Origin of the sequence: Psychromonas sp. psych-6C06, assembly GCF_002835465.1 — a bacterium.
Taxonomy (GTDB): domain Bacteria; phylum Pseudomonadota; class Gammaproteobacteria; order Enterobacterales; family Psychromonadaceae; genus Psychromonas.
Window position 1 is genome coordinate 21,277 of sequence record NZ_PIZM01000003.1, and the last position, 22,042, is coordinate 43,318.

Genomic DNA, 22,042 nt, shown 5'->3' on the forward strand with positions numbered 1-22,042 from the left:
TAAATAATTTTCTATCGATCTACATCACTTTTTCTCTTTTGTTCAATAAATAAACTCTCTTTTGTGCACAAACCAAACCTATTAAATAATTGATGAAAAAGGAATAAACATGAATGGAGCAAAACGAGGATTATTAAGTGTTGCGGTTTTGATCGCCCTAGCTGGTTGTGATAGCAAGGATTTAACACCACCTACTACCTGTGCAGAAGCTGGCGACAGCTGTAAAACATTTACCCTATTACATACCAATGATAATCACGGTCGTTTTTGGGAAAACTCACATGGTGAATATGGTATGGCTGCACGTAAAACCCTGATTGATAACATTAGAGATGAAGTCGCACAAAGTGGCGGAGAAGTCTTATTATTATCGGGTGGTGATATTAATACAGGCGTGCCTGAGTCAGACCTACAAGACGCAAAGCCCGATTTTATCGGTATGAACGCTATCGGTTACGATGCAATGGCAGTCGGAAATCACGAATTTGATAACCCACTGAGTGTTGTCGAGATGCAACGCGAGCTGGCTAACTTCCCAATGTTAGCGGCTAATATCTATAATAAAAGCACCGGTGAGCGCTACTTTGATGCCTACAAAATATTTACGGTCAATGGTATCAAAATAGCAGTAATAGGTTTAACTACTGAAGATACTGTCAAAATTGGTAACCCAGAATTTATTAGTGGCTTAACGTTTACTAACCCAACCACTGAAATCAAAAAAGTGATTGAAGAGATCAATGATGCAGGCAGTGCAGATCTTATTTTTGCTGCTACACATATGGGCCACTACGAAGATGGTAAACATGGCAGTAACGCACCAGGCGATGTGGCTATGGCGCGCGCACTTGAAGTAGGCGATTTGCAACTTGTGGTTGGCGGGCACTCTCAAAACCCTGTCTGTATGGAGCCTGAAAGTGATAAATATGCCGAATTTACACCCGGTGGAGAGTGTAAACCTGAACAACAAAATGGTACCTACATCATGCAAGCGCATGAATGGGGGAAATATGTTGGACGTGCAGATTTTGAATACTTTAACGATACCTTGCACTTAGTCAGTTACAACCTTATTCCGGTAAATTTAAAAGAAAAGAATGAAGCGGGTGATCGGGTATTAATTGGTGATGAAATCGCACCAAACAGCGATTTATTAGAGACATTACGTACCTACCAAGAGCAGGGACAAGAGCAACTTAACGAAGTGATCGCCAGCACTGCTGAACTGTTAGATGGTGAACGCAATAATGTACGTTATATGCAGACCAATTTAGGCCACTTACTGGCAACAGCGCAAGCTGCAAAAGTCGGCGCAGACATTGGTATCATGAATTCAGGAGGGGTACGAGCTTCAATTGCCAGTGGTGATATCACCTACAAAGATGTACTGACCGTACAACCTTTTGCAAACACCATAACCAAAAGCACAATGACCGGTGCACAAATCAGTGAATACCTAAATACTGTCGCGACATTACAGATTGGTTCAGGCGCTTACGCACAATTAGTTGGCATCTCTATGACTGTAGACTGTAGCGCAGGTAGCGTAGAAATTAGTGATATTAATGGCAAAGGTTATAACGCGAGTGAGTCATACAGCTTTACTGTCCCAAGCTATAATGCAGCTGGTGGCGATGGCTACCCTAAATTAAACCCGGTAATGACAGGTTATGTGGATGCAGAAGTTTTATATAGCTTCTTAAAAGACAAAAAAACGATAACTGCCGGTGAGTTCACGCCAGCAAATAACGTTGTTTATAGCAACTCATTAAGTGTGCACGGCTGTCAGCTGTAAATACTTAAATAACCTCAGTTCTGGATAAGCAAAGCGATACAATACCGCTATTTCCGCGAACTTCAGCGTTAAATCATCTACCAATAACCCGTTATTGCGACGATAATTTTCCTTGAACTACGCAAAACTAACGGCACTGTATTATAAAAGTAGCAACATCATGATTTTAAACGCCATAACGCTTCCATTAACCAGAATTGAGGTTAATTAATGCCGATTTCAATGCTTTTTAAGTAATCGGTACGCAATACCTATCTAAAATGTAATGTCGCCACTACGCTGTAGGCGACATTTTTTTTCCTCTCAATTAATCACGGAGCACTTCATGTACTTTTTAAGCACGTTATCCCTTCGCAATAAGCTGTTAATCGCGATGTTAATGGCCACCATTATTCCAGCGAGTATTGTTGGCTTTGTCGGAAATGCAAAAAATAAGGCACTACTGACACAGCGATTAGAACAATCTGATCTACCTAATTTATTACAACGTGTACGTAATGCTGTAGATGGGGATATTTCAGAGATGAAAGTGCTCAGTAAGTCAATTGCCACTCACCCTCTATTGCTTCAATGGTTAGCACAAGGGGCACCAAGCGCAGAAGAGCCTTTGATAGTTCAAACGTTATCGCAAATAAGTAAAGACAACCAATTTAGTAATACCTCCTTTGCCGATAGACAAAGTGCAAAATTCTGGAATCAAGACGGTTTTTTACGTGTATTAAAGAATGATAGCGCAGACGGCTGGTTTTTTGCTTTACGGGACAGTGGACAACAAGAGTCCGCCAGCACTTATACCTATGAAAATGGCGACGTAGATGTATTTGTAAATTATCAGCAACTTGATGGGCGAGGAATGTCAGGCGTATCAAAGTCTTTTAATGATATGGTCGATTACCTAAATAGCTTCCAAATTGAAAAAACAGGCTTTGTTTATCTTGTAGATAAAGATGGACTAGTGAAAGTACATCAAAATAAAAGTTTCAGTGAAACACAAAACCTAGGTGCACTTTATCAATTTAATGCACAACCCTTATTATCGCAGCAAAACTTCGCCTTTAAAAATACAGAACAATTAATTATCGCCAGCAGTTATATCCCAAGTCTGGGCTGGTACGTTATCGCAGAAGTGCCCAAAGCGGAGCTTTATTCAGCCCTGAATGAGTCACAAAATTATATGATGTTCTGGTTATTAGTCACTGTGATTATCTTTGCAATTGTCAGCGTTTTACTCGCTAAAAGCTTAATAAAACCGATCAACACGCTTGCACAACTATTTAAGCACCTAGGCGAAACCGATGGCGACTTGACCTATCGTTTACCGACCAATAGTAGCGAAGAGGTAAAAAGGCTTGGCGAAGGTTTTAACAGCTTTATTAGTAAAATTCACTCCATTGTGGGTGATGTAGCGAATACTTCCATCGAGGTGCGCCAAGCATCTAGCACTATATATCAGGATGCTAACCAATCGAAAGTTGTCGCTCAAGCACAACGAGATATCGCGACACAAGTTGCAACGGCAATTAATGAGATGGGGTCAACCATTGCAGAAATTGCCAGTAATGCCTCTCATGCGTCTCAAGTAACCAATCAATCGAGCGATCAAGCATCCGAAGCGCAAAGCATTGTCGATCAATCGACGCAAAGCATCCTTGCCATGGCAAAAAATATGGACTCTGTTTCGACTAATATCAGCTCACTAGCACAGAAAAGCAGTGCAATTAGCAGTGTCATTGATGTGATCAGAGGAATATCAGAGCAAACTAATCTACTCGCACTCAATGCAGCCATTGAAGCAGCGCGTGCTGGTGAGCAAGGCCGAGGCTTTGCTGTTGTTGCCGATGAAGTAAGAAGTCTCGCGAAACGTACCAGTGATTCAACCGATGAAATAAATCAAATGATCACTCAACTCCAAAATGAATCACAGCTAGCTGTTGAGAGTGTTGCAGACACAAAAAAAAGTGCCGAAGTTGGCGTTCAATCCGCACAAAAAACTGACCAAGCATTAAACGAAATTGTGCAAAACATTCAGCAAATATCTGATTTAAATACGCAAGTTGCAACAGCCACAGAAGAGCAATCCGTCGTTATTAATGAGATAAATACACATGTGCACAGCATTAGCGACAGCAGTGAGGAGAGTGCAAATAGCGCGGCGAATATAGCAACGTCAAGTGAGTCACTCAGCTTGATGGCAAAGGATTTAGACCGCTTAGTGCGGTCATTTAAACTATAACCGCATGGGGGCCCTGCCCCCTTTTTTACTTCCCCTCAAACAACACATTTTGTAAGTTAAAGAATAATTATTAAAAGAAGTTCAGCACGCTCGATCTAGCTCACAATTTCTACAGCAATAACTACCTAAAATCATTGCATCTCAAAAACAACGTCCAATTCAAAAAACAGTAGGTATGTTTCGCACTGGGAAACAATGCCCATGATTAAAGGCACAGAGCGCTAATTATGTTGATAAATATATATACATTAGTGGACGTTTTTTATAAAAGAACATAGGTTTTACATCAACAAAACAAAAACAACAAACAAAGTAAAAGGCGATATTCATGGAAAGTAAATTAGATCAATTACGAAAAGTAACCACCGTGGTAGCAGATACTGGTGATATTGAAGCAATTAAATTGTATCAGCCACAAGATGCAACGACGAATCCATCGCTTATTTTAAAAGCAGCACAAATTAGCGCTTACGCACCACTCATCGAAAATGCTATCCAATATGCAAAAACACAAAGCGATGACCAATCTCAACAGATTGATGACAGTTGCGATATGTTGGCCGTTAACATTGGTAAAGAGATTTTAAAGATTGTACCGGGGCGTATATCAACAGAAGTCGATGCAAAGCTTTCATACGATACTCAAGCAAGTGTTCGTAAAGCGCGCCAACTGATCAAATTATACAACGATGCAGGCGTTGGTAATGAACGTATCCTGATTAAATTAGCAGCAACATGGCAAGGTATCCGGGCAGCTGAAATTTTAGAAAAAGAGGGAATCAACTGTAACTTAACCTTACTGTTTTCTTTTGCACAAGCACAAGCTTGCGCAGAGGCAGGCGTGTACCTTATTTCACCTTTCGTTGGGCGAATTATGGACTGGTACAAAAAAAGCGAAGGCAAAGATTTCACCCCAGAAAATGATCCGGGCGTAAAATCAGTCACCTCTATCTATAACTACTACAAAACACATGGCTACAAAACCGTTGTAATGGGCGCAAGTTTCCGAAACGCAGGTGAAATATTGCAATTAGCAGGCTGTGATCGCCTCACTATTAGCCCACAGCTTTTACAGGAGCTAAGTGAATCAGAGGGAGAGGTAATCACACAACTCACTGCAGCAAACACGCTAGATGAAAAACCAGCCCCGTTAACGGAAGCACAATTCTTGTGGGCACATAACCAAGATGCGATGGCGGTGGAAAAACTAGCAGAGGGCATTCGTAATTTTGCGATTGACCAAAACACCTTAGAAGAGATGATCAAAGATCGTCTTTAAACACCATTTTATACAACTATTATCAACAACGGAGAGTTAACATGCATATTGTAATGGGACTAGTAGGGATTATTTCCCTTTTATTAATCGCGATTATTTTTTCCAGTAATCGTAAAGCAATCAACTTACGCACTGTAGGGGGCGCTTTTGCCATCCAGACCGCGATCGCAGCCTTTGTAATACTCACCCCTTTCGGTGCGAGCATTCTTGGGTCTATTTCAGGCGGTGTACAAATTGTCATTGATAGTGCCAACGAAGGGATTAACTTTCTATTTGGTGGGTTAGTCTCAGGCAAAATGTTTGAAGTATTTGGCGGTGGCGGATTTGTTTTTGCCTTTAGAGTATTGCCCGTCATTATCTTCTTTGCGGCCTTTATGGGTGTACTTTATTACCTTGGTATTATGCAGTTTATCATCAAGATTTTCGGTGGCGCACTACAGAAAATGCTTGGTACAAGCCGAACTGAATCAATGTCGGCAGCCGCTAATGTTTTTGTCGGCCAAACCGAAGCGCCTTTAGTGGTTAAGCCTTATATTAAAAATATGACCCAATCAGAGCTTTTTGCTGTGATGTGTGGTGGCTTAGCATCCGTTGCAGGTTCAGTATTAGTCGGTTATGCATCATTAGGTGTCAGTCTAGATTACCTTATTGCCGCGTCATTCATGGCAGCACCAGGTGGTCTATTAATGGCCAAGATTTTGCTACCTGAAACAGAGAAAGTAAATAACAATATCATTGCAGATGATTCACCAGAAGCAGAAGCCAAACCTGTAAACGTGATTGATGCAGCCGCATCAGGTGCTTCATCTGGCCTACATCTAGCCCTAAACGTAGGTGGTATGTTAATCGCATTCATCGCACTAATTGCATTAATTAACAGCATGTTAGGTGCTTTTGGTGGCGTATTTGGTCTAGAAGCATTATCACTACAACAAATTTTAGGTTACCTCTTTGCACCAGTAGCATTCCTGATCGGGATTCCATGGTCTGAAGCAACACAAGTAGGTAGCTTATTAGGTCAGAAACTAGTGGTAAATGAATTCGTTGCTTACATCGATTTCATCGGTATGCGTGACTCTTTAAGCGCACATTCTCAGGTTATCGTAACTGTTGCACTGTGTGGCTTTGCAAACTTATCTTCACTGGCTATTTTATTAGGTGGATTAGGTGTACTAGCCCCTTCTCGTCGCGCTGATATTGCACGCTTAGGTGTTAAAGCAGTACTTGCAGGTACGCTATCTAACTTCATGAGTGCAACACTGGTTGGTATTTTCTTCGCACTAAGTGGCGCAGCGATAGTTTCATAATCGATGAACTAACAAATATAACGTTTAATCATCTCGCCACCACTGATGTGGTGGCAACCAAAAAAACAGGTATAACATAATGAATACACTACAAAATGTATCAAAAGAAGCAATTTCACTAATGGACTTAACAACATTAAATGATAACGATACCGATGCGAAAGTAATTCAGTTATGCAAGGACGCAAAAACAGCAGCAGGTGATACGGCAGCGGTTTGTATATACCCACGCTTTATCCCCATTGCACGTAAAACATTAGCACTACAAAACAGCGCAACGATAAAAATTGCTACTGTAACCAACTTTCCACACGGCAATGATGATCTGGATATCGCATTTGCTGAAACCCGTGCAGCTGTTGCTTACGGCGCAGATGAAGTTGATGTGGTTTTCCCATACCAAGCTTTAATTGCAGGTAACAGTGAGATAGGCGCACAAATGATTGCAGGTTGTCGAGCAATCTGTGGTGCAAAAGTAGTATTAAAAGTAATTATCGAATCAGGGGAATTAAAAACCGATGCGTTAATTAAACAAGCCAGTGATATCTGTATTGCAGCGGGTGCAGACTTCATTAAAACATCAACGGGAAAAGTTGCGGTAAATGCAACACTAGCAGCAACCAAAGTCATGCTTGAAGCAATTAAAGACTCTGGTAAACAGGTAGGCTTTAAAGCTGCTGGTGGTGTTAAAGATGCACAAACAGCACTGCAATATCTTCAAATGGCCCGCGATATCATGGGCGATGATTGGGTAAATACCGACCATTTCCGTTTTGGCGCATCAACCCTTTTAGTGAGTTTACTGAACGAGCTAAACCTCAGCGATGCTGTTGTTGAACAAGGAGCATACTAATGAAGCGCACTATTATTTTATTACTTGATTCATTTGGCATTGGCGGTGCTGCAGATGCACATACTTTTATTGGTACAAATGCCGATGGTAGTACGTTTAATGATACAGGCTCTAATACCTTAGGCCATATCGCCAAAGCTTGTGCAGAGGGCAAAGCTGAAGAAGGCCGAAGTGGGCCACTTAATATCCCTAACCTTAATAAACTTGGCTTTGGTCAAGCCTGCTTTGAAAGCTCAGGTGTTTTCCCAGCGGGTTGTGATCAAACAGTGACACCAATTGGTGCCTATGGTTATGCGAAAGAGCTTTCTACCGGTAAAGATACCTCTAGTGGCCACTGGGAAATTGCCGGCGTGCCAGTATTATTCGATTGGGGATACTTCTCAGATAAACAAAATAGTTTCCCACAATCACTACTTGATGAGTTAGTAAAACGTGCTGATCTCCCTGGCTATTTAGGTAACTGCCATTCATCGGGTACGGTTATTTTAGAAGAGCTAGGTGAAGAGCACATCAAAACTGGTAAGCCCATTTTTTACACTTCTGCTGACAGTGTTTTCCAAATTGCCTGCCACGAAGAAAGCTTTGGTTTAGAGCGCTTATATAAGCTTTGTGAATTAGCACGTGAATTAGTGGATGAATATAATATTGGTCGCGTTATTGCTCGCCCTTTCATCGGCACAGAGTCAGCTAATTTTGCTCGCTCGGTAAATCGCCACGATTATTCGGTGACACCGCCTTCTGCAACCTTACTGGATAATATGAAAGCCAGCGGTGGTCATGTTGTTAGTATTGGTAAAATTGCCGATATTTTTGCTGACCAAGGAATCACTAAAGCGACGAAAGCATTTGGAGTAGATGGATTATTTGATGCTAGCTTAAGCGAACTTAAGCAAGCGCAAGATCAAACCATCATCTTTACTAACTTTGTTAACTTTGATGCCGATTTTGGGCATCGTCGTAATATATCCGGTTATGCATCTGCCTTAGAATATTTCGACTCACGCCTACCTGAAATGTTCGAGTTAATGGGCGAAGATGATCTTTTAGTGTTAACTGCAGATCATGGTTGTGATCCCACTTGGCCAGGAAGCGATCATACACGTGAGCATATTCCCGCTATATTTTATGGTGCGAAGGTCAAAGCGGGCTCGCTTGGTTTACGCGATACCTTTGCTGATATTGGTCAATCTATCGCCGATTATCACGCATTACCTGCTTTAGATTACGGCACCAGCATATTTAAATAATTTTTTTAAACAGTCAATCGCGTGAGGGGGAAATACCTCGCGCTAAATTAACGCACGCTAAAAACCCTATTTAGCTTACTTTTTAGACAAATTTTGGAGAGATATCATGACAACACCTCATATTAATGCTGCCGATGGTGCATTTGCAGAAACCGTTTTAATGCCGGGTGATCCACTTCGCGCGAAGTACATTGCAGAAACATTTTTAGAAGATGTGGTGCAAGTCACCGATGTAAGAAACATGTTCGGTTTTACAGGTACCTATCAAGGTAAACGTATCTCAGTAATGGGCCATGGTATGGGCATTCCTTCTTGCTCTATCTATGCACATGAGCTGATCACCGAATACGGTGTGAAAAATATTATTCGTGTCGGTAGCTGTGGCGCAGTAAGTCTAGATGTAAAAGTACTTGATGTACTGATTGGTATGGGCGCATCGACCGACTCAAAATGTAATCGTATCCGTTTTGGTGGTCACGACTACTCTGCCATTGCAGATTATGGGCTACTTGAAAAAACAGTTAACGCAGCACGCGCACGTAAGATTGATGTAAAAGTCGGTAACATTTTTTCTGCTGATACTTTTTATACCTCAGAGCCTGAAATTTTTGATGTTCTAGAAAAATACGACATTCTAGGTGTGGAAATGGAAGCCGCTGGTATTTATGCAGTGGCCGTTGAGAATGGCGCGAAAGCGATGTGTATTTTAACTGTTTCAGATCATATCAGAACGGGTGAAAAAACCACTTCAGATGAGCGTCAAACAAGCTTTAACGAAATGATTTTAATTGCACTTGATGCCGCAGTGACATTTTAACTGGTAGGTATTAAAAAATTAAAAGCAACAAGATGTATACGGCAATGTTGCTCAAGTACACATTCTAAAAAACGATGGAAAACAAGGAAGAAACAATGAAAAAAACAATAATTGCAGCAAGTTTATTCGCTCTTGGTTCAGCACCTGCTTTGGCTGCTGATTACTCAGATGGTGATAGAAGTAAAAACGATTACAAATGGATGCAAGCAAACTTAATGTATGCGGTAGATGAATTACCGGGCGAATCTTCGCACGATTACCTAGAGCTTGAGTTTGGTGGCCGTGCTGGAGTATTAGATTACTACGGTTATGTTGACGTATTTAACTTAACCAACAGTGATAGCTCAGATAAAGCTGGAGAAGCAAAAATGTTTGCCAAACTAGCTCCTCGTATTTCGTTAGATGGTTTGTTTAGCACAGACCTTTCTGTAGGGCCTATACAAGAATGGTACGTTGCCTCAGTTTACAATGTAAACGGAGATAGTAGCGTGAATAACTTCTCGATTGGCCTAGGATCAGATGTGATGGTGCCATGGTTAGGTAAAATTGGCTTAAACCTATACAGCTACTACGATGTTAATGCAAAAGAGTGGAACGGTTACCAAATTTCAACTAACTGGTTCAAACCTGTTTATTTCTTTGGAAACGGCTCATTTATCGCATACCAAGGTTACCTTGATTACCAGTTTGGTTACGACGACTCATTTGACGCATTACATTCATCAAGTGGTGGTGCAATGTTTAACGGTATCTACTGGCATTCAGATAACTTCGCACTGGGTTACGGCCTAAAAGCTTACAACGATGTGTATGCACTTAAAGATGGCGGTTTAGCAGGCAAAACAAGTGGTTTCAGCCATTACATCGCTGCAACTTACAAATTCTAATCCCTAAAGACCCTTTTTGCCCTGCAAAAAGGGTCATATTTTACCGGTCGTCAATGGCCGGTAAAATTAAAAAGAGGAGTTAACGCAATGACATTCTTAGCACAGGAAATAATTGCCAAAAAGCGTGATGGATTTGCTTTATCAGCGCAGGAAATCAACTTTTTCATCCAAGGTATAACCAACAACACCATCACCGAAAGCCAAATTGCAGCCTTTGCAATGGCCACCTACTTTCAAGATATGAACATGGATGAACGCATTTTACTTGTCTGCGCCATGCGCGATTCAGGGCAAGTCCTTGATTGGTCATCATTGCAACTCAACGGCCCAATTGTTGATAAGCACTCAACGGGTGGTGTCGGTGATGTTATCTCTTTAATGCTCGGTCCAATGGTCGCTGCCTGCGGGGGCTATGTACCGATGATTTCTGGTCGAGGTCTTGGACATACTGGTGGCACACTCGATAAACTAGATGCTATCCCCGGTTATCAAACCAGTGTAGATACCAATAAATTTAGACAAACGATTAGCCAAGTTGGCGTTGCTATTATTGCACAAAGTGGCGATTTAGCCCCTGCTGATAAGCGTTTTTATGCAACTCGCGATACGACAGCCACTGTAGAATCTATCCCATTGATCACCGCTTCTATCCTATCAAAAAAGTTAGCAGCAGGATTAGACGCTTTAGTCATGGATGTTAAAACTGGAAGTGGCGCCTTTATGCCAACCTATGAAAGCGCAACCGATCTTGCAACTAGCATCGCCAGTGTTGCCAATGGTGCAGGTTGTAGAACCACCGCCCTACTCACCAACATGAACCAACTTTTAGCCAGCAGTGCCGGTAATGCCACTGAAGTGCAAGAGGCCGTTAACTTTTTAACGGGTAAACAGGTTAATCCTCGTTTACATCAAATCACCATGGCGTTGTGCAGTGAAATGTTATTACTAGGTGGGTTAGCCAAGAGTGAAACAGAAGCAACAACTAAACTTCAAGCCGTACTTGATAATGGAAAAGCAGCGGAAACCTTTTCGAAGATGATAGCGCTCTTAGGTGGGCCTCACGACTTTGTCGAAAAAAGTGAAATTTATCTACCCCGTGCGAAGATTATCCGCCCTGTTTATGCCACTGAGCAAGGTTATGTCAACGCGATGGATACGCGTGCAATAGGAATGGGAGTCGTCAAAATGGGAGGTGGGCGAATGAAGTCAACTGACAGCATCGATTATGCAGTTGGCTTTAGTGATTTCATCAGCCTTGGCGCACAGGTCGATGAACACAAGCCATTAGCGATGATCCATGCAAACAATGAAGCACAATGGCAAGCTTCGGCAAACATTATTCAGCAAGCGGTAAGTTACAGCGCAGTGAAACCATTAGCTGAAACACAAATTTATCAACACATACGCGCATCATAAAAAATAGGACGAAAAAATGGAATTAAATTGGATTGAGTGGTACGGATATCTTGCATCGTTAGTGGTCTTTATTTCACTCACCATGAGCTCGATTATCAAACTAAGAATTTTTAACTTTCTTGGATGTCTCATTTTTGCACACTACGGCATGCTCACTGGATTATGGCCAGTAGCCGTCGCCAATGGCAGTATTGCACTGATTAACGTCTATTATTTATATCAAATCTATAAAACTAAAGAGCAGTTTAAATTGCTAGATGCAGAGATTGATTCAGCTTATTACCAGCACTTTATCGCGATTAATCAAACAGAGATAAATAAACAAGTCAGTATCAAAGCATTAAGCGAGGTAAACACCTCTTTTTACATGCTGCGTGATGACAACATCGCCGGTATTTTAGCGGGCTTTAAAGAGGAAGATGGGACGTTTACTATTTTTGTGGATTTTGTACCAACCAAGTATCGTGATTACAAACTGGGAGATTACTATTTTAATCAGCATCCAGCATTTTTAAAAGAGAAAGGTATTACCCGATTAAAAACCTACGCGACCGATAAAGATCACTGCTTCTATTTACAGAAAATGGGCTTTACCTGTGAAAATCGCGACGACAAACAACTTTATCAAAAAAGACTATAAGAGGCTTCAGATGAACTACTTTCAGCAATTAAACACATTACTCGATGCATCATGCGCCCCCTACTCAGGCTTTAATGTTGCTTCAATCGTAGTATTAAAAGATGGACGAACCTTTAAGGGAGTTAATGTAGAGTCTGCAGCCTACTCACCAACAAACTGCGCAGAGAGAAACGCAATCCAAACAGCCGTCACTGAGGGCGCTAAAATAGGCGATCTGCAGGAGGTGCATATTTTGGCGCGTAATGCAGCAAAACAGTTGGTTCAAGCTTACCCTTGCGGACCATGTCGACAGGTTATTGCAGAACAATCACTAAACGATACGCGTATTTATTGTTACGCATCAGAAAGCGATGTTAAAGAGCATACAATTGCAGAACTCCTGCCATTTGGCTTTTTGGGCGCTGAGCTTTAAAATCATAGGTGACTGTATTTAAACAATTTAAATACAGTCTTTTCTTTTCTGTTAGGTCTAAAACACCACATTTTGTAAGCGTAATTAATATCTTAACTTTATTCGCCCTAGCCTCGATCAAGATCTCATTTTCAAGCCTGAACAATAAATAAACTACTTGCATCATTTATTTCAGGAGCGAACAATGACCACGCGACAACAACAAGCAAATGCAATCCGCGCTTTAAGCATGGATGCAATACAACAATCAAATTCAGGCCACCCAGGAGCCCCGATGGGCATGGCTGATATTGCCCAAGTGCTATGGTCTGACTTTTTACAACACAACCCAAATAACCCAGATTGGGCTAATCGTGATCGCTTTATTTTATCCAATGGCCACGGCTCAATGCTTATCTATTCACTCCTACACCTAAGTGGCTACTCGCTATCAATTGAAGATATTAAAGCCTTTCGTCAATTACACTCGCGCACTCCGGGTCACCCAGAATATGGCTACACTGCAGGTGTCGAAACAACAACAGGTCCACTCGGACAAGGTATTGCTAATGCAGTAGGTATGGCGATTGCCGAAAACAGTTTAGCCGCACAATTTAATAAACCAGATCATCAAATAGTGGATCATTACACCTATGCTTTTTTAGGAGATGGATGCTTAATGGAGGGGATCTCTCACGAAGCATGTTCGCTAGCAGGTACACTGGGATTAGGTAAATTAATCGCTTTTTGGGACGATAACGGCATCTCAATTGATGGTGAAGTGGAGGGGTGGTTTAGCGACGACACACCAGCTCGATTCCGTTCATATGGCTGGCAAGTTATTGAAGTCGATGGCCATGATGCAGAGCAGATTAAAGCCGCCATTATTAGCGCTAAAGCTGAAACAGAAAAGCCGAGCATGATCTGCTGTAAAACAGTGATTGGTTTTGGCTCTCCAAATAAGCAAGGTACACATGACTGCCACGGTGCACCATTAGGCGCTGATGAGGTCATTGCTACTCGTGAAGCCTTAGGTTGGAATTACCAAGCTTTTGAAATCCCAGAGGATATTTATGCAGCTTGGGATGCGACGCAAAAAGGGCAAAGGTTAGAGCAAAGCTGGAATGAAAAATTCGCTGCTTATGAGCAAGCTTATCCGGAACTAGCTACGCAATACACACGCCGTATTAATGAACAACTTCCGAAAGAGTGGGAAGAGAAATCAACCAATTATATCGAAGCATTACAAGCAAACTCAGCAAATATCGCCACCCGTAAAGCATCACAAAACTGTATCGAAGAGTTCGCTAAAATCTTACCAGAGCTGTTAGGTGGCTCTGCAGATTTAGCACCATCGAACCTAACCATGTGGTCAGGTACAAAAGCCATCACAGCCGATGATGCATCAGGTAACTACTTACACTATGGCGTCCGCGAATTTGCCATGGCTGCCATCATTAACGGTATTTCGCTACATAGAGGCTTTGTACCCTTCGGTGCAACATTTTTAATGTTTATGGAATATGCACGTAACGCATTACGTATGTCGGCACTCATGAAGATTCGAGCAATTCAAGTATTCACCCATGACTCTATCGGTCTTGGTGAAGATGGTCCTACTCACCAACCCGTTGAGCAAATTGCAAGTTTACGATTAACGCCTAACATGAATAGCTGGAGACCCTGTGACAGCGTGGAATCAGCCGTTGCATGGAAAAGCGCAATTGAGCGTGAAGATGGCCCCACCTCATTAATTTTTAGTCGCCAAAATCTGCAACCTCAACCACGAGATGCAGCTACCTTAGCGAATGTAGCTAAAGGGGGATATATATTATTAGATTCATCAATCGCGCCAGAAATTATCTTAATTGCAACGGGCTCTGAAGTGCAATTAGCAGTGCAAGCACATCAACAATTAACAGCCAAAGGCAAAGCAGTAAGGGTTGTTTCAATGCCATGTACTGATGAATTTGATAAGCAAAGCACTGAATATAAAGATGCAGTATTACCACCAACAGTTACCAAACGAATCGCAATTGAAGCAGGCATTGCAGACTACTGGTACAAATATGTTGGCTTAAACGGCAAAGTGATTGGTATGACTACCTTTGGCGAATCAGCTCCAGCAGAGCAACTCTTTGAAATATTTGGTTTTACTGTCGAAAATATTGTTAATAACGCAAATAGTTTATAAATAGTAACTTAATCAGCACCGATACTTGCGGTGCTTTTATATACAAAAAATTGTAAATGCGCAGACTTTAATACAGCAGTTTGGACATTTACAAAAATGAAAAAGGATATTGATATGTCAGATGTATTTCACTTAGGTTTAACAAAAGCAATGTTAGATGGTGCAACCGTTGCAATCGTACCGGGCGACCCTGAGCGAGTAAAACGAATTGCAGAGCTAATGGACAATGCAACCTTCCTTGCCAGTCATCGTGAATATACCAGCTACCTTGCATACATTGATGGTAAAGCAGTAGTGGTTTGTTCTACCGGCATTGGCGGTCCATCTACCTCAATTGCAGTAGAAGAGTTAGCACAATTAGGTGTACGCAGCTTCTTGCGCATCGGGACAACAGGCGCAATACAATCGCATATTAACCCCGGTGATGTCATTGTTACACAAGCAGCTGTTCGCCTTGATGGAGCGAGTTTACATTTTGCACCAATGGAATTTCCGGCAGTCGCAAACTTTGAAGCGACAACCGCAATGGTAGCGGCTTGTCGCGATGCTGGTATTGAGCCACATGTTGGTATAACGGCTTCTTCTGATACTTTTTATCCTGGCCAAGAACGATACGACACGGTATCTGGCCGAGTAACACGTCGCTTTAAAGGTTCGATGCAAGAGTGGCAAGATCTCGGTGTACTAAACTACGAAATGGAGTCCTCAACTCTGTTTACTATGTGTGCATCACAAGGTTGGAAAGCAGCTTGTGTGGCAGGGGTGATTGTAAACCGCACCCAGCAGGAGATTCCGGATGAAGCAACTATGAAGAAAACCGAAGTGAATGCCATTGCCATTGTTGTGGCAGCCGCGAAAAAGATGCTTTAGATAAGCAACTTAAAAATAGCCCTAATCAGTTAATAGCCAGTTATTGTGAAAATAAATTTCTAAACTGTTTAGGGCTCATCTGCTTTTTCACTTTAAAGTGGCGGTTAAAGTTAGAGATATTATTAAAACCGACCATATCAGCGATCACTGCAATGCTGGTATCACTATTCACCAACAACTCGCAGGCTTTTCCTAAGCGATACTCTGCTAAGTGTTGCGAAAATGAACTTAAAAAATGGCGTTCAAAAAGGCGTGATACGGTACTTTTACTGACATGAATATGGTTACATAAATCAACTAATTTAATATCATTGCGATAGTTTTTTTCAATATATAACGAAATTTTTTCTACCAGTTTTAACTCTTTATCTCCCTGCTCTTGTAAACCTTGCTGGTGATAGCTGTTTAAGCGTTTGCTCTGTGGCGACTCACTCAACAGTACCAGTATCTCAATAATATTTGCGACCGCTAAGGCAGGGCTAAGCCGCTGATGATTAACTAATAATGAGAAGACCCGTTCGGATAACTCGCTACTAAATTGAATGCCCTGCAATGCTCCATCTAGCATCGCCTTTAATGGTTGCATCTCAGGAAAAGTATTTATTAAGCTATTCACCCAGCTCTGACTAAACCAAATAATATAGGTTTCGTTATCTGCATTTTCAGGGCAGTTTTCAAAAGTCACGGTGTGTGGCAGTTTAGGGCCATAAAGAGAAAGGTCGTTATGTTCAATCGGGCCAATATAATCCCCAACAAATTTTTGGCCACTAAAATTCCGATGTAAAGCCAGCTCATACTCAAAATGATAGTGCCAATCAAACTGAGAATCACAGCCATGATAATATTGAATTCGCCAACCAAAGTCAGGCTTATGACTGATTTTCTCAATGCTTGGTTTCATGAAAACTTCTTTTAATGGCTTAACAATGAAACAATAGTATCAGAAAATGGTGTTTATTTATCACTTGTCTGGCAATTAAGGCGTAACTTAGCAAGCAACAAAAACGCTGAGGAAACATCATGTCATTTAAGGTCTTATTACGCCGACACCCATTAATCTATTTATGTGCCTGTTTATTTAATGGCTTTAGCTCGGCCTTTATCTCGCCACTGCTTAGCTTATACCTTATCGACGAGTTAAAAGTATCGCCGATTAGTATGGGTATCCTTATTGCAGTGATGATAATAAGTGGCGTTGCCGTTTCGCAATACTTTGCAAAAAAATCAGACCAAGGCGCAAGCCGAAAAGGCATTATTTTAATGGGCCAACTTGGCTTTGTGGTGTCGACGGTTATTTTGGCGCTGACCCGTAATTATTATATTGCACTGGCTTCGGTTATCTTCTTTATGTCCTTTAGTGCCTGCTCATTACCGCAAATATTTGCCATGGGACGTAACTATGCCGATAAGTATTTAGGTGAAAAAGCGGTATTTTTTGTCACCATGATGCGTGCTTCGATTGCTGTTGCTTGGGTTGTTGCGCCACCCTTAGCATTTTTAGTCAATGATCTGTTTGGATTTACACAAACCTTCCTGATTGCAGCGAGTTGTGGGGCGATGGTATTTATCATTGTTTTTGCAGGGCTACCCAACCTGCACCTTGAAGTTTCTAAACGCCCAGAGAAATTAGTGCGATGGCAACAGATTCCGGGTGTCCTATTCTTTTTACTGTGTATCTTTTTTGCCTTCAGCGCGAATAGTATGTACATCACCTCGATTAGCCTTTATGTCACCCAAGAGCTACAGTTCGCCTCTAAGTGGGCGGGATATTTTATGGGGATAGCGGCCTTTATTGAGATACCTATCATGCTCAGTGCCGGATATTTATCGCGCCGATTTGGCTCACAGCAGCTTATTTTTGTGGCTTGTATTAGTGGCCTTATTTTCCATGGTGGCTTATTAATCGCCACTGCGCCGTGGCAGTTTATGGTTTTGCAGCTGTTTAATGGCTTGTTTATTGGCATTAATGCCTGTTTAGGTATGGTCGTAGTGCAAGACCTGATGAAAAAACAGATGGGCCTCGCATCCACGCTATTTAGCAATAGCCAAATGTTAAGCATATTACTGAGCAGTTTAATGGTTGGTTTGATTGCACAATACTTTAGTTATTACGCTATTTTTATTGTTTCATCTGCATTTTGTGCCATGGCTATCCTATTTTTAGTCTTAGCTGAAAAACAGATAACTTCAGCCGATAACAGTGAAGCTTATCCCTAATAGGCACTTGAGTATTGCTTTAAGAAAAAATAGCTATTATCGGCCTTCTGAAAAACGCTACAATGTCTTTTTTCGTTTTGATGAAAGCCGATGACTAAAGCAATAATTTGCCGTGTCGCATTAGCGATTCCACTACATAAAGCATTTGATTACTTATTACCTGACTACCTAGCAGAAAAACTCAGTATGCCAGAAGCGCAGTTAGTCGGCTGCCGAGTACGTGTGCCCTTTGGTGGGAAACGACAAATGGTAGGCGTGATTTGTGAGGTAAATCCAACGCTTGATTACGATATCGAGAAACTAAAAAAAGTCACCCAACTGATTGATCAACAACCACTATTAAGCGACAAGCTTTGGTCATTACTGCGTTGGGCTGCGTTTTATTATCAACACCCCTTTGGCGATGTTTACCAACAAGCGATTCCTACCGCCCTTCGCCAGGGCAAAGAGGCGACCTTTAAAGGCAGTGAACATTGGCAACGTACAGCGAGTGATATCGACCTTGATGAGCTAAAGCGCGCTAAAAAACAACATCAAGCATTGACGTTATTGGGCGACCAATGTTTATCCACCAGCGATTTAAAAGTTCAAGGTATTACGCGTGTTACGCTGAAGGCATTGCACGATAAAGGCATTATAGAGACGTTGGATAAACAGCCGAAGGTGAACTTAAGCTGGGCAGATAATTTTACAGAGAGCAACGAAAAACCTAATTTAACTTCTGAGCAAGCGCTAGCCATCACATCCGTGAATCAACAAAACGATACTTTTAACTGTTTCTTGTTAGAGGGGATAACAGGGAGTGGTAAAACCGAGGTTTATCTTAATATTATTAAACCCATTTTACAGCAGGGTAAGCAAGTATTAGTGATTGTCCCTGAAATTGGCCTCACCCCACAAACGATACAGCGCTTTCAAGATCGCTTTAATGTGCCTGTTTTTCTTAAACATTCAGCGCTTAACTCACGTGAACAATTGGACAGTTGGTGTCATGCCAAAATGGGTAGCGCCGCTATTATCATTGGTACGCGCAGTGCTATTTTTAGTGACTTTAAAGATCTCGGGTTAATTATTTTAGATGAAGAGCATGATGCCTCTTTTAAACAGCAGGATGGGTTTCGTTACCATGCGCGTGACTTTGCGATAAAACGCGCTCATGTTGAACAGGTCCCCATTTTATTAGGCTCCGCAACGCCCGCTTTTGAAACCCTGCACAATGCCTTACAAGGGAAATATCAGCACCTGCATCTGACGCAGCGTCCTGGTAATGCCAAGCCACCAAGCAGTAGTTTAATTAATCTAGCCGGTTTACCGCTTCAATCAGGGCTATCGCCACAATTAATTGAATTAATGACTAAACATCTTGAGAAAAACAATCAGGTAATTCTGTTTCTTAATCGTCGTGGGTATGCCCCTGTTTTAATGTGTCATGAGTGTGGTTGGCTAGTAAAATGTGGTCGCTGTGATGCGTTTTATACCTACCATAAATCCGCAAACTACCTGCACTGCCACCACTGTGCATCAACACACCCTATTCCACATCAATGCCATGATTGTGGTTCAACACAACTGATGTCAACCGGGGTGGGTACAGAGCAGTTAGAGGAAACATTAAAACAACTTTTTCCGCAATATCCAACAGTACGCATTGATCGCGATAATACCCGCAAGAAAGAGAGTTTTAATCAATATTTAACCGATATTAACAACGGTAAATACAAAATATTGTTAGGCACGCAAATGCTCGCTAAAGGACATCATTTCCCCGATGTCACACTGGTGGCATTAATTGATGTCGACGGTGCGCTATTTTGTAATGACTATCGCGCAAGTGAACGTTTAGCACAACTTTACACACAGGTATCGGGTCGTGCTGGTCGTGCTGAAAAACGTGGGCAAGTGTTATTACAAACCCATCACCCTGAGCATAGTTTACTGCAAGAGTTAGTAAATAGTGGTTATAGCGAATTTTCACGTCATGCATTAACCGAACGTCAACTTGCGCAACTGCCACCTTACTCTTTCCAAGCGTTATTACGCGCGGAATCTGAAAACGCTACTTTAGCGGAAAGTTTTTTAGGTTTGTGTAAGCAGATTATTGAACAGATTAGCTCACTTAATAAAATAGAGACACGTCTATTTGTATTAGGTCCGATACCTGCTTCAATGGAGCGACGCGCCGGAAAATATCGCTTTCAACTATTATTACAAGCAGATAACCGCGCTTTAATCAGTAATACGTTACAGCAAGCATTACCTGCATTAGATAAATTGCCCGAAGGGCGAAAGGTAAGATGGTCAATCGATGTTGATCCGATTGATTTTGTTTGATAGTGTGTCCAGATCTTTCATTATCTGAATACCTCATTCGTCTGCACTCATCCTGTCGGTAGTTAAACTTACTTTGCAGTGGTTTCGCCTTATCGGCGACATTACTTTCTCTCAACAGCAAGAGAAAGTAAGCAAAGAGTGCCGTTCCGAAACGTTTTTGTCTTGCTAAATAAATTCCTTTATACGCACCAGATCGGACCGCACATCCATGTGCGGAACCGAATTTAGTCGAGGCATCCATGCCTCAACTTGCTAAAGAAATTGATTTATCAAGAAAAACGTAAACGGAAACTTTGTTTATCCGTATTGAGCTTTTATACCGGAAATGATTCTAGGTTTTACTATTTGAAAGTGCGTTATGTGCAATCAGGACGTGCAAATCAGAAAATGTAGGGGTGGCCTTTCTTTTGTTTCTTTTCTTTCGGCCATTCAAAGAGCATGCTTATTTATCCTTCGAAACATGTTTCGAGTCTAAAACGCTTACTCGCCAAGGGCGAAATACTTACTGTTCGTCTGCGGTCATCCAGTCGATATTTAAACTTAAAATACAGAGGTTTCACCTTATCGGCGACCTTATACCAACTCCACTAAATAACTGATCAATCTTACTGGTTAAAAGAAGCTATTTCAGCGTTAAAAATTTCGCAAAGGAAACAACCATTTGCATCAATTTTCGCCTTGAACTAACTCCTTTTTCCTGCGTAATATTTGATCACTATATTAGCGGAATTGGTATTACTTTCTCTCACCAGCAAGAAAAAGTAATAGCAAATGAAGAAGCGAAACATAACCCACTTTTTTAATTCTGTTTAAGTACCCCATTAACTTTTGTTGCTTATCTATTCACTACATGGGCAGCTTACAGGCGCAAGATACTTGAGCTTATTTTGGCTAAACTGCTCAAATACAAACGACAGTTTTTCATTAATATAATTAACAAAGTCTATTTTATTATTAGCCAAACTAATTTGCTCACATTCAAATAACCAACCACCACAGCCATAGCCAACTAGTGGAAGCTCTTCAGGAGGAATAGAAGGATCTTCAGAAATCTCGATTATTAATGAATTATTTTTCGACTGTAAATACCACGAATATCCATGTACTCTTCCACGGGCTTTCGACTGTGTGTCAAACAGTAAATTCCCATACCAATTTTCACCTGATAACTGAATCATACAATAAACCTCTAAAACAACTAACACCTGTTAAACTACGAAAATGGCTGGTTATAATCACCAAGCGATAGCAACTGTTAATTTTCTCTTAAATAACTTGTATGGATAATTACCCCACCCAATAGTTACCTTTTAAACCCGTTTAGGTAAAGTGAGGCCCAAGCTTTGGCTGCAACCAAAGCCTTCTTATACAACAGTTCGGTAAATTGCAGGCTCCTCATTTGAGAGACCGTTAACAAGTGAGAACGTTGTATAGGACTCCAAGCATTAAACTCGAATAGTCAACTGGGCCTCGAGCCCGAATAGCAAGGCGGAGTCAGCTTATTATGAATTGCACAAACAATCAAAAAGAAATCACCATCGGTGTCGACACGAAGCACAGCGGAG

17 protein-coding genes are annotated in these 22,042 nt (G+C 41.4%); 15 read left to right on the forward strand and 2 right to left on the reverse strand.

The window, feature by feature from the left end; all coding sequences use genetic code 11:
- Positions 1 to 109: 109 nt before the first annotated feature.
- From ushA to udp, 13 genes are all read left to right on the forward strand, one after another.
- On the forward strand, positions 110 to 1,795 hold the full coding sequence (ushA, locus tag CW745_RS07010) for a bifunctional UDP-sugar hydrolase/5'-nucleotidase UshA (protein WP_101107952.1): 1,686 nt from the start codon (positions 110 to 112) through the stop codon (positions 1,793 to 1,795).
- Positions 1,796 to 2,120: 325 nt separating this feature from the next.
- Entirely contained in the window at positions 2,121 to 4,028 is a 1,908-nt protein-coding gene (locus tag CW745_RS07015) for a methyl-accepting chemotaxis protein (protein WP_101107953.1), read from the forward strand.
- Between the two features lie 328 nt (positions 4,029 to 4,356).
- Positions 4,357 to 5,307 (forward strand): transaldolase, encoded by a 951-nt coding sequence (gene tal, locus CW745_RS07020; protein ID WP_101107954.1) that lies wholly within the window; start codon positions 4,357 to 4,359, stop codon positions 5,305 to 5,307.
- Positions 5,308 to 5,348: 41 nt separating this feature from the next.
- Positions 5,349 to 6,614 (forward strand): NupC/NupG family nucleoside CNT transporter, encoded by a 1,266-nt coding sequence (locus CW745_RS07025; RefSeq protein WP_101107955.1) that lies wholly within the window; start codon positions 5,349 to 5,351, stop codon positions 6,612 to 6,614.
- A 79-nt stretch (positions 6,615 to 6,693) separates the two neighbouring features.
- Positions 6,694 to 7,467, forward strand: a complete 774-nt coding sequence (deoC, locus tag CW745_RS07030) for a deoxyribose-phosphate aldolase (protein ID WP_101107956.1) — start codon at positions 6,694 to 6,696, stop codon at positions 7,465 to 7,467.
- Positions 7,467 to 8,714 (forward strand): phosphopentomutase, encoded by a 1,248-nt coding sequence (locus CW745_RS07035; protein ID WP_101107957.1) that lies wholly within the window; start codon positions 7,467 to 7,469, stop codon positions 8,712 to 8,714. The genes deoC and CW745_RS07035 overlap by 1 nt, the downstream gene beginning before the upstream one ends.
- A 106-nt stretch (positions 8,715 to 8,820) precedes the next feature.
- Positions 8,821 to 9,531 carry a purine-nucleoside phosphorylase gene (gene deoD, locus CW745_RS07040; protein WP_101107958.1) on the forward strand — a complete coding sequence of 237 codons (711 nt, stop codon included), beginning with the start codon at positions 8,821 to 8,823 and terminating at the stop codon, positions 9,529 to 9,531.
- Positions 9,532 to 9,626: 95 nt separating this feature from the next.
- Entirely contained in the window at positions 9,627 to 10,418 is a 792-nt protein-coding gene (locus CW745_RS07045; protein WP_101107959.1) for an outer membrane protein OmpK, read from the forward strand.
- An 87-nt stretch (positions 10,419 to 10,505) separates the two neighbouring features.
- Positions 10,506 to 11,834, forward strand: a complete 1,329-nt coding sequence (gene deoA, locus CW745_RS07050; RefSeq protein ID WP_101107960.1) for a thymidine phosphorylase — start codon at positions 10,506 to 10,508, stop codon at positions 11,832 to 11,834.
- A gap of 16 nt (positions 11,835 to 11,850) precedes the next feature.
- Entirely contained in the window at positions 11,851 to 12,474 is a 624-nt protein-coding gene (locus CW745_RS07055) for a YgjV family protein (protein WP_101107961.1), read from the forward strand.
- Between the two features lie 10 nt (positions 12,475 to 12,484).
- The gene (gene cdd, locus CW745_RS07060; RefSeq protein ID WP_101107962.1) at positions 12,485 to 12,886 is read left to right on the forward strand and encodes a cytidine deaminase; all 402 of its coding nucleotides are present in this window, start codon (positions 12,485 to 12,487) and stop codon (positions 12,884 to 12,886) included.
- Between the two features lie 184 nt (positions 12,887 to 13,070).
- The gene (gene tkt / locus CW745_RS07065) at positions 13,071 to 15,059 is read left to right on the forward strand and encodes a transketolase (protein WP_101107963.1); all 1,989 of its coding nucleotides are present in this window, start codon (positions 13,071 to 13,073) and stop codon (positions 15,057 to 15,059) included.
- A 114-nt stretch (positions 15,060 to 15,173) separates the two neighbouring features.
- A complete protein-coding gene (gene udp / locus CW745_RS07070) occupies positions 15,174 to 15,929 on the forward strand; it encodes a uridine phosphorylase (protein ID WP_101107964.1) in 756 nt (251 codons plus the stop codon).
- Between the two features lie 40 nt (positions 15,930 to 15,969).
- On the opposite strand, the gene CW745_RS07075 is transcribed toward udp, so the two are convergent.
- The gene (locus tag CW745_RS07075) at positions 15,970 to 16,830 is read right to left on the reverse strand and encodes an AraC family transcriptional regulator (RefSeq protein ID WP_101107965.1); all 861 of its coding nucleotides are present in this window, start codon (positions 16,828 to 16,830) and stop codon (positions 15,970 to 15,972) included.
- Between the two features lie 119 nt (positions 16,831 to 16,949).
- Here CW745_RS07075 and CW745_RS07080 point away from each other — a divergent pair, with 119 nt between their 5' ends.
- Complete coding sequence (locus CW745_RS07080; RefSeq protein WP_101107966.1) at positions 16,950 to 18,146, forward strand: sugar efflux transporter; 1,197 nt, start codon at positions 16,950 to 16,952, stop codon at positions 18,144 to 18,146.
- A 90-nt stretch (positions 18,147 to 18,236) separates the two neighbouring features.
- On the forward strand, positions 18,237 to 20,477 hold the full coding sequence (priA, locus tag CW745_RS07085) for a primosomal protein N' (protein ID WP_101107967.1): 2,241 nt from the start codon (positions 18,237 to 18,239) through the stop codon (positions 20,475 to 20,477).
- A gap of 839 nt (positions 20,478 to 21,316) precedes the next feature.
- On the opposite strand, the gene CW745_RS07090 is transcribed toward priA, so the two are convergent.
- Positions 21,317 to 21,655: a hypothetical protein gene (locus CW745_RS07090; RefSeq protein ID WP_101107968.1), complete on the reverse strand. Its 339-nt coding sequence runs from the start codon at positions 21,653 to 21,655 to the stop codon at positions 21,317 to 21,319.
- Positions 21,656 to 22,042: the final 387 nt, after the last annotated feature.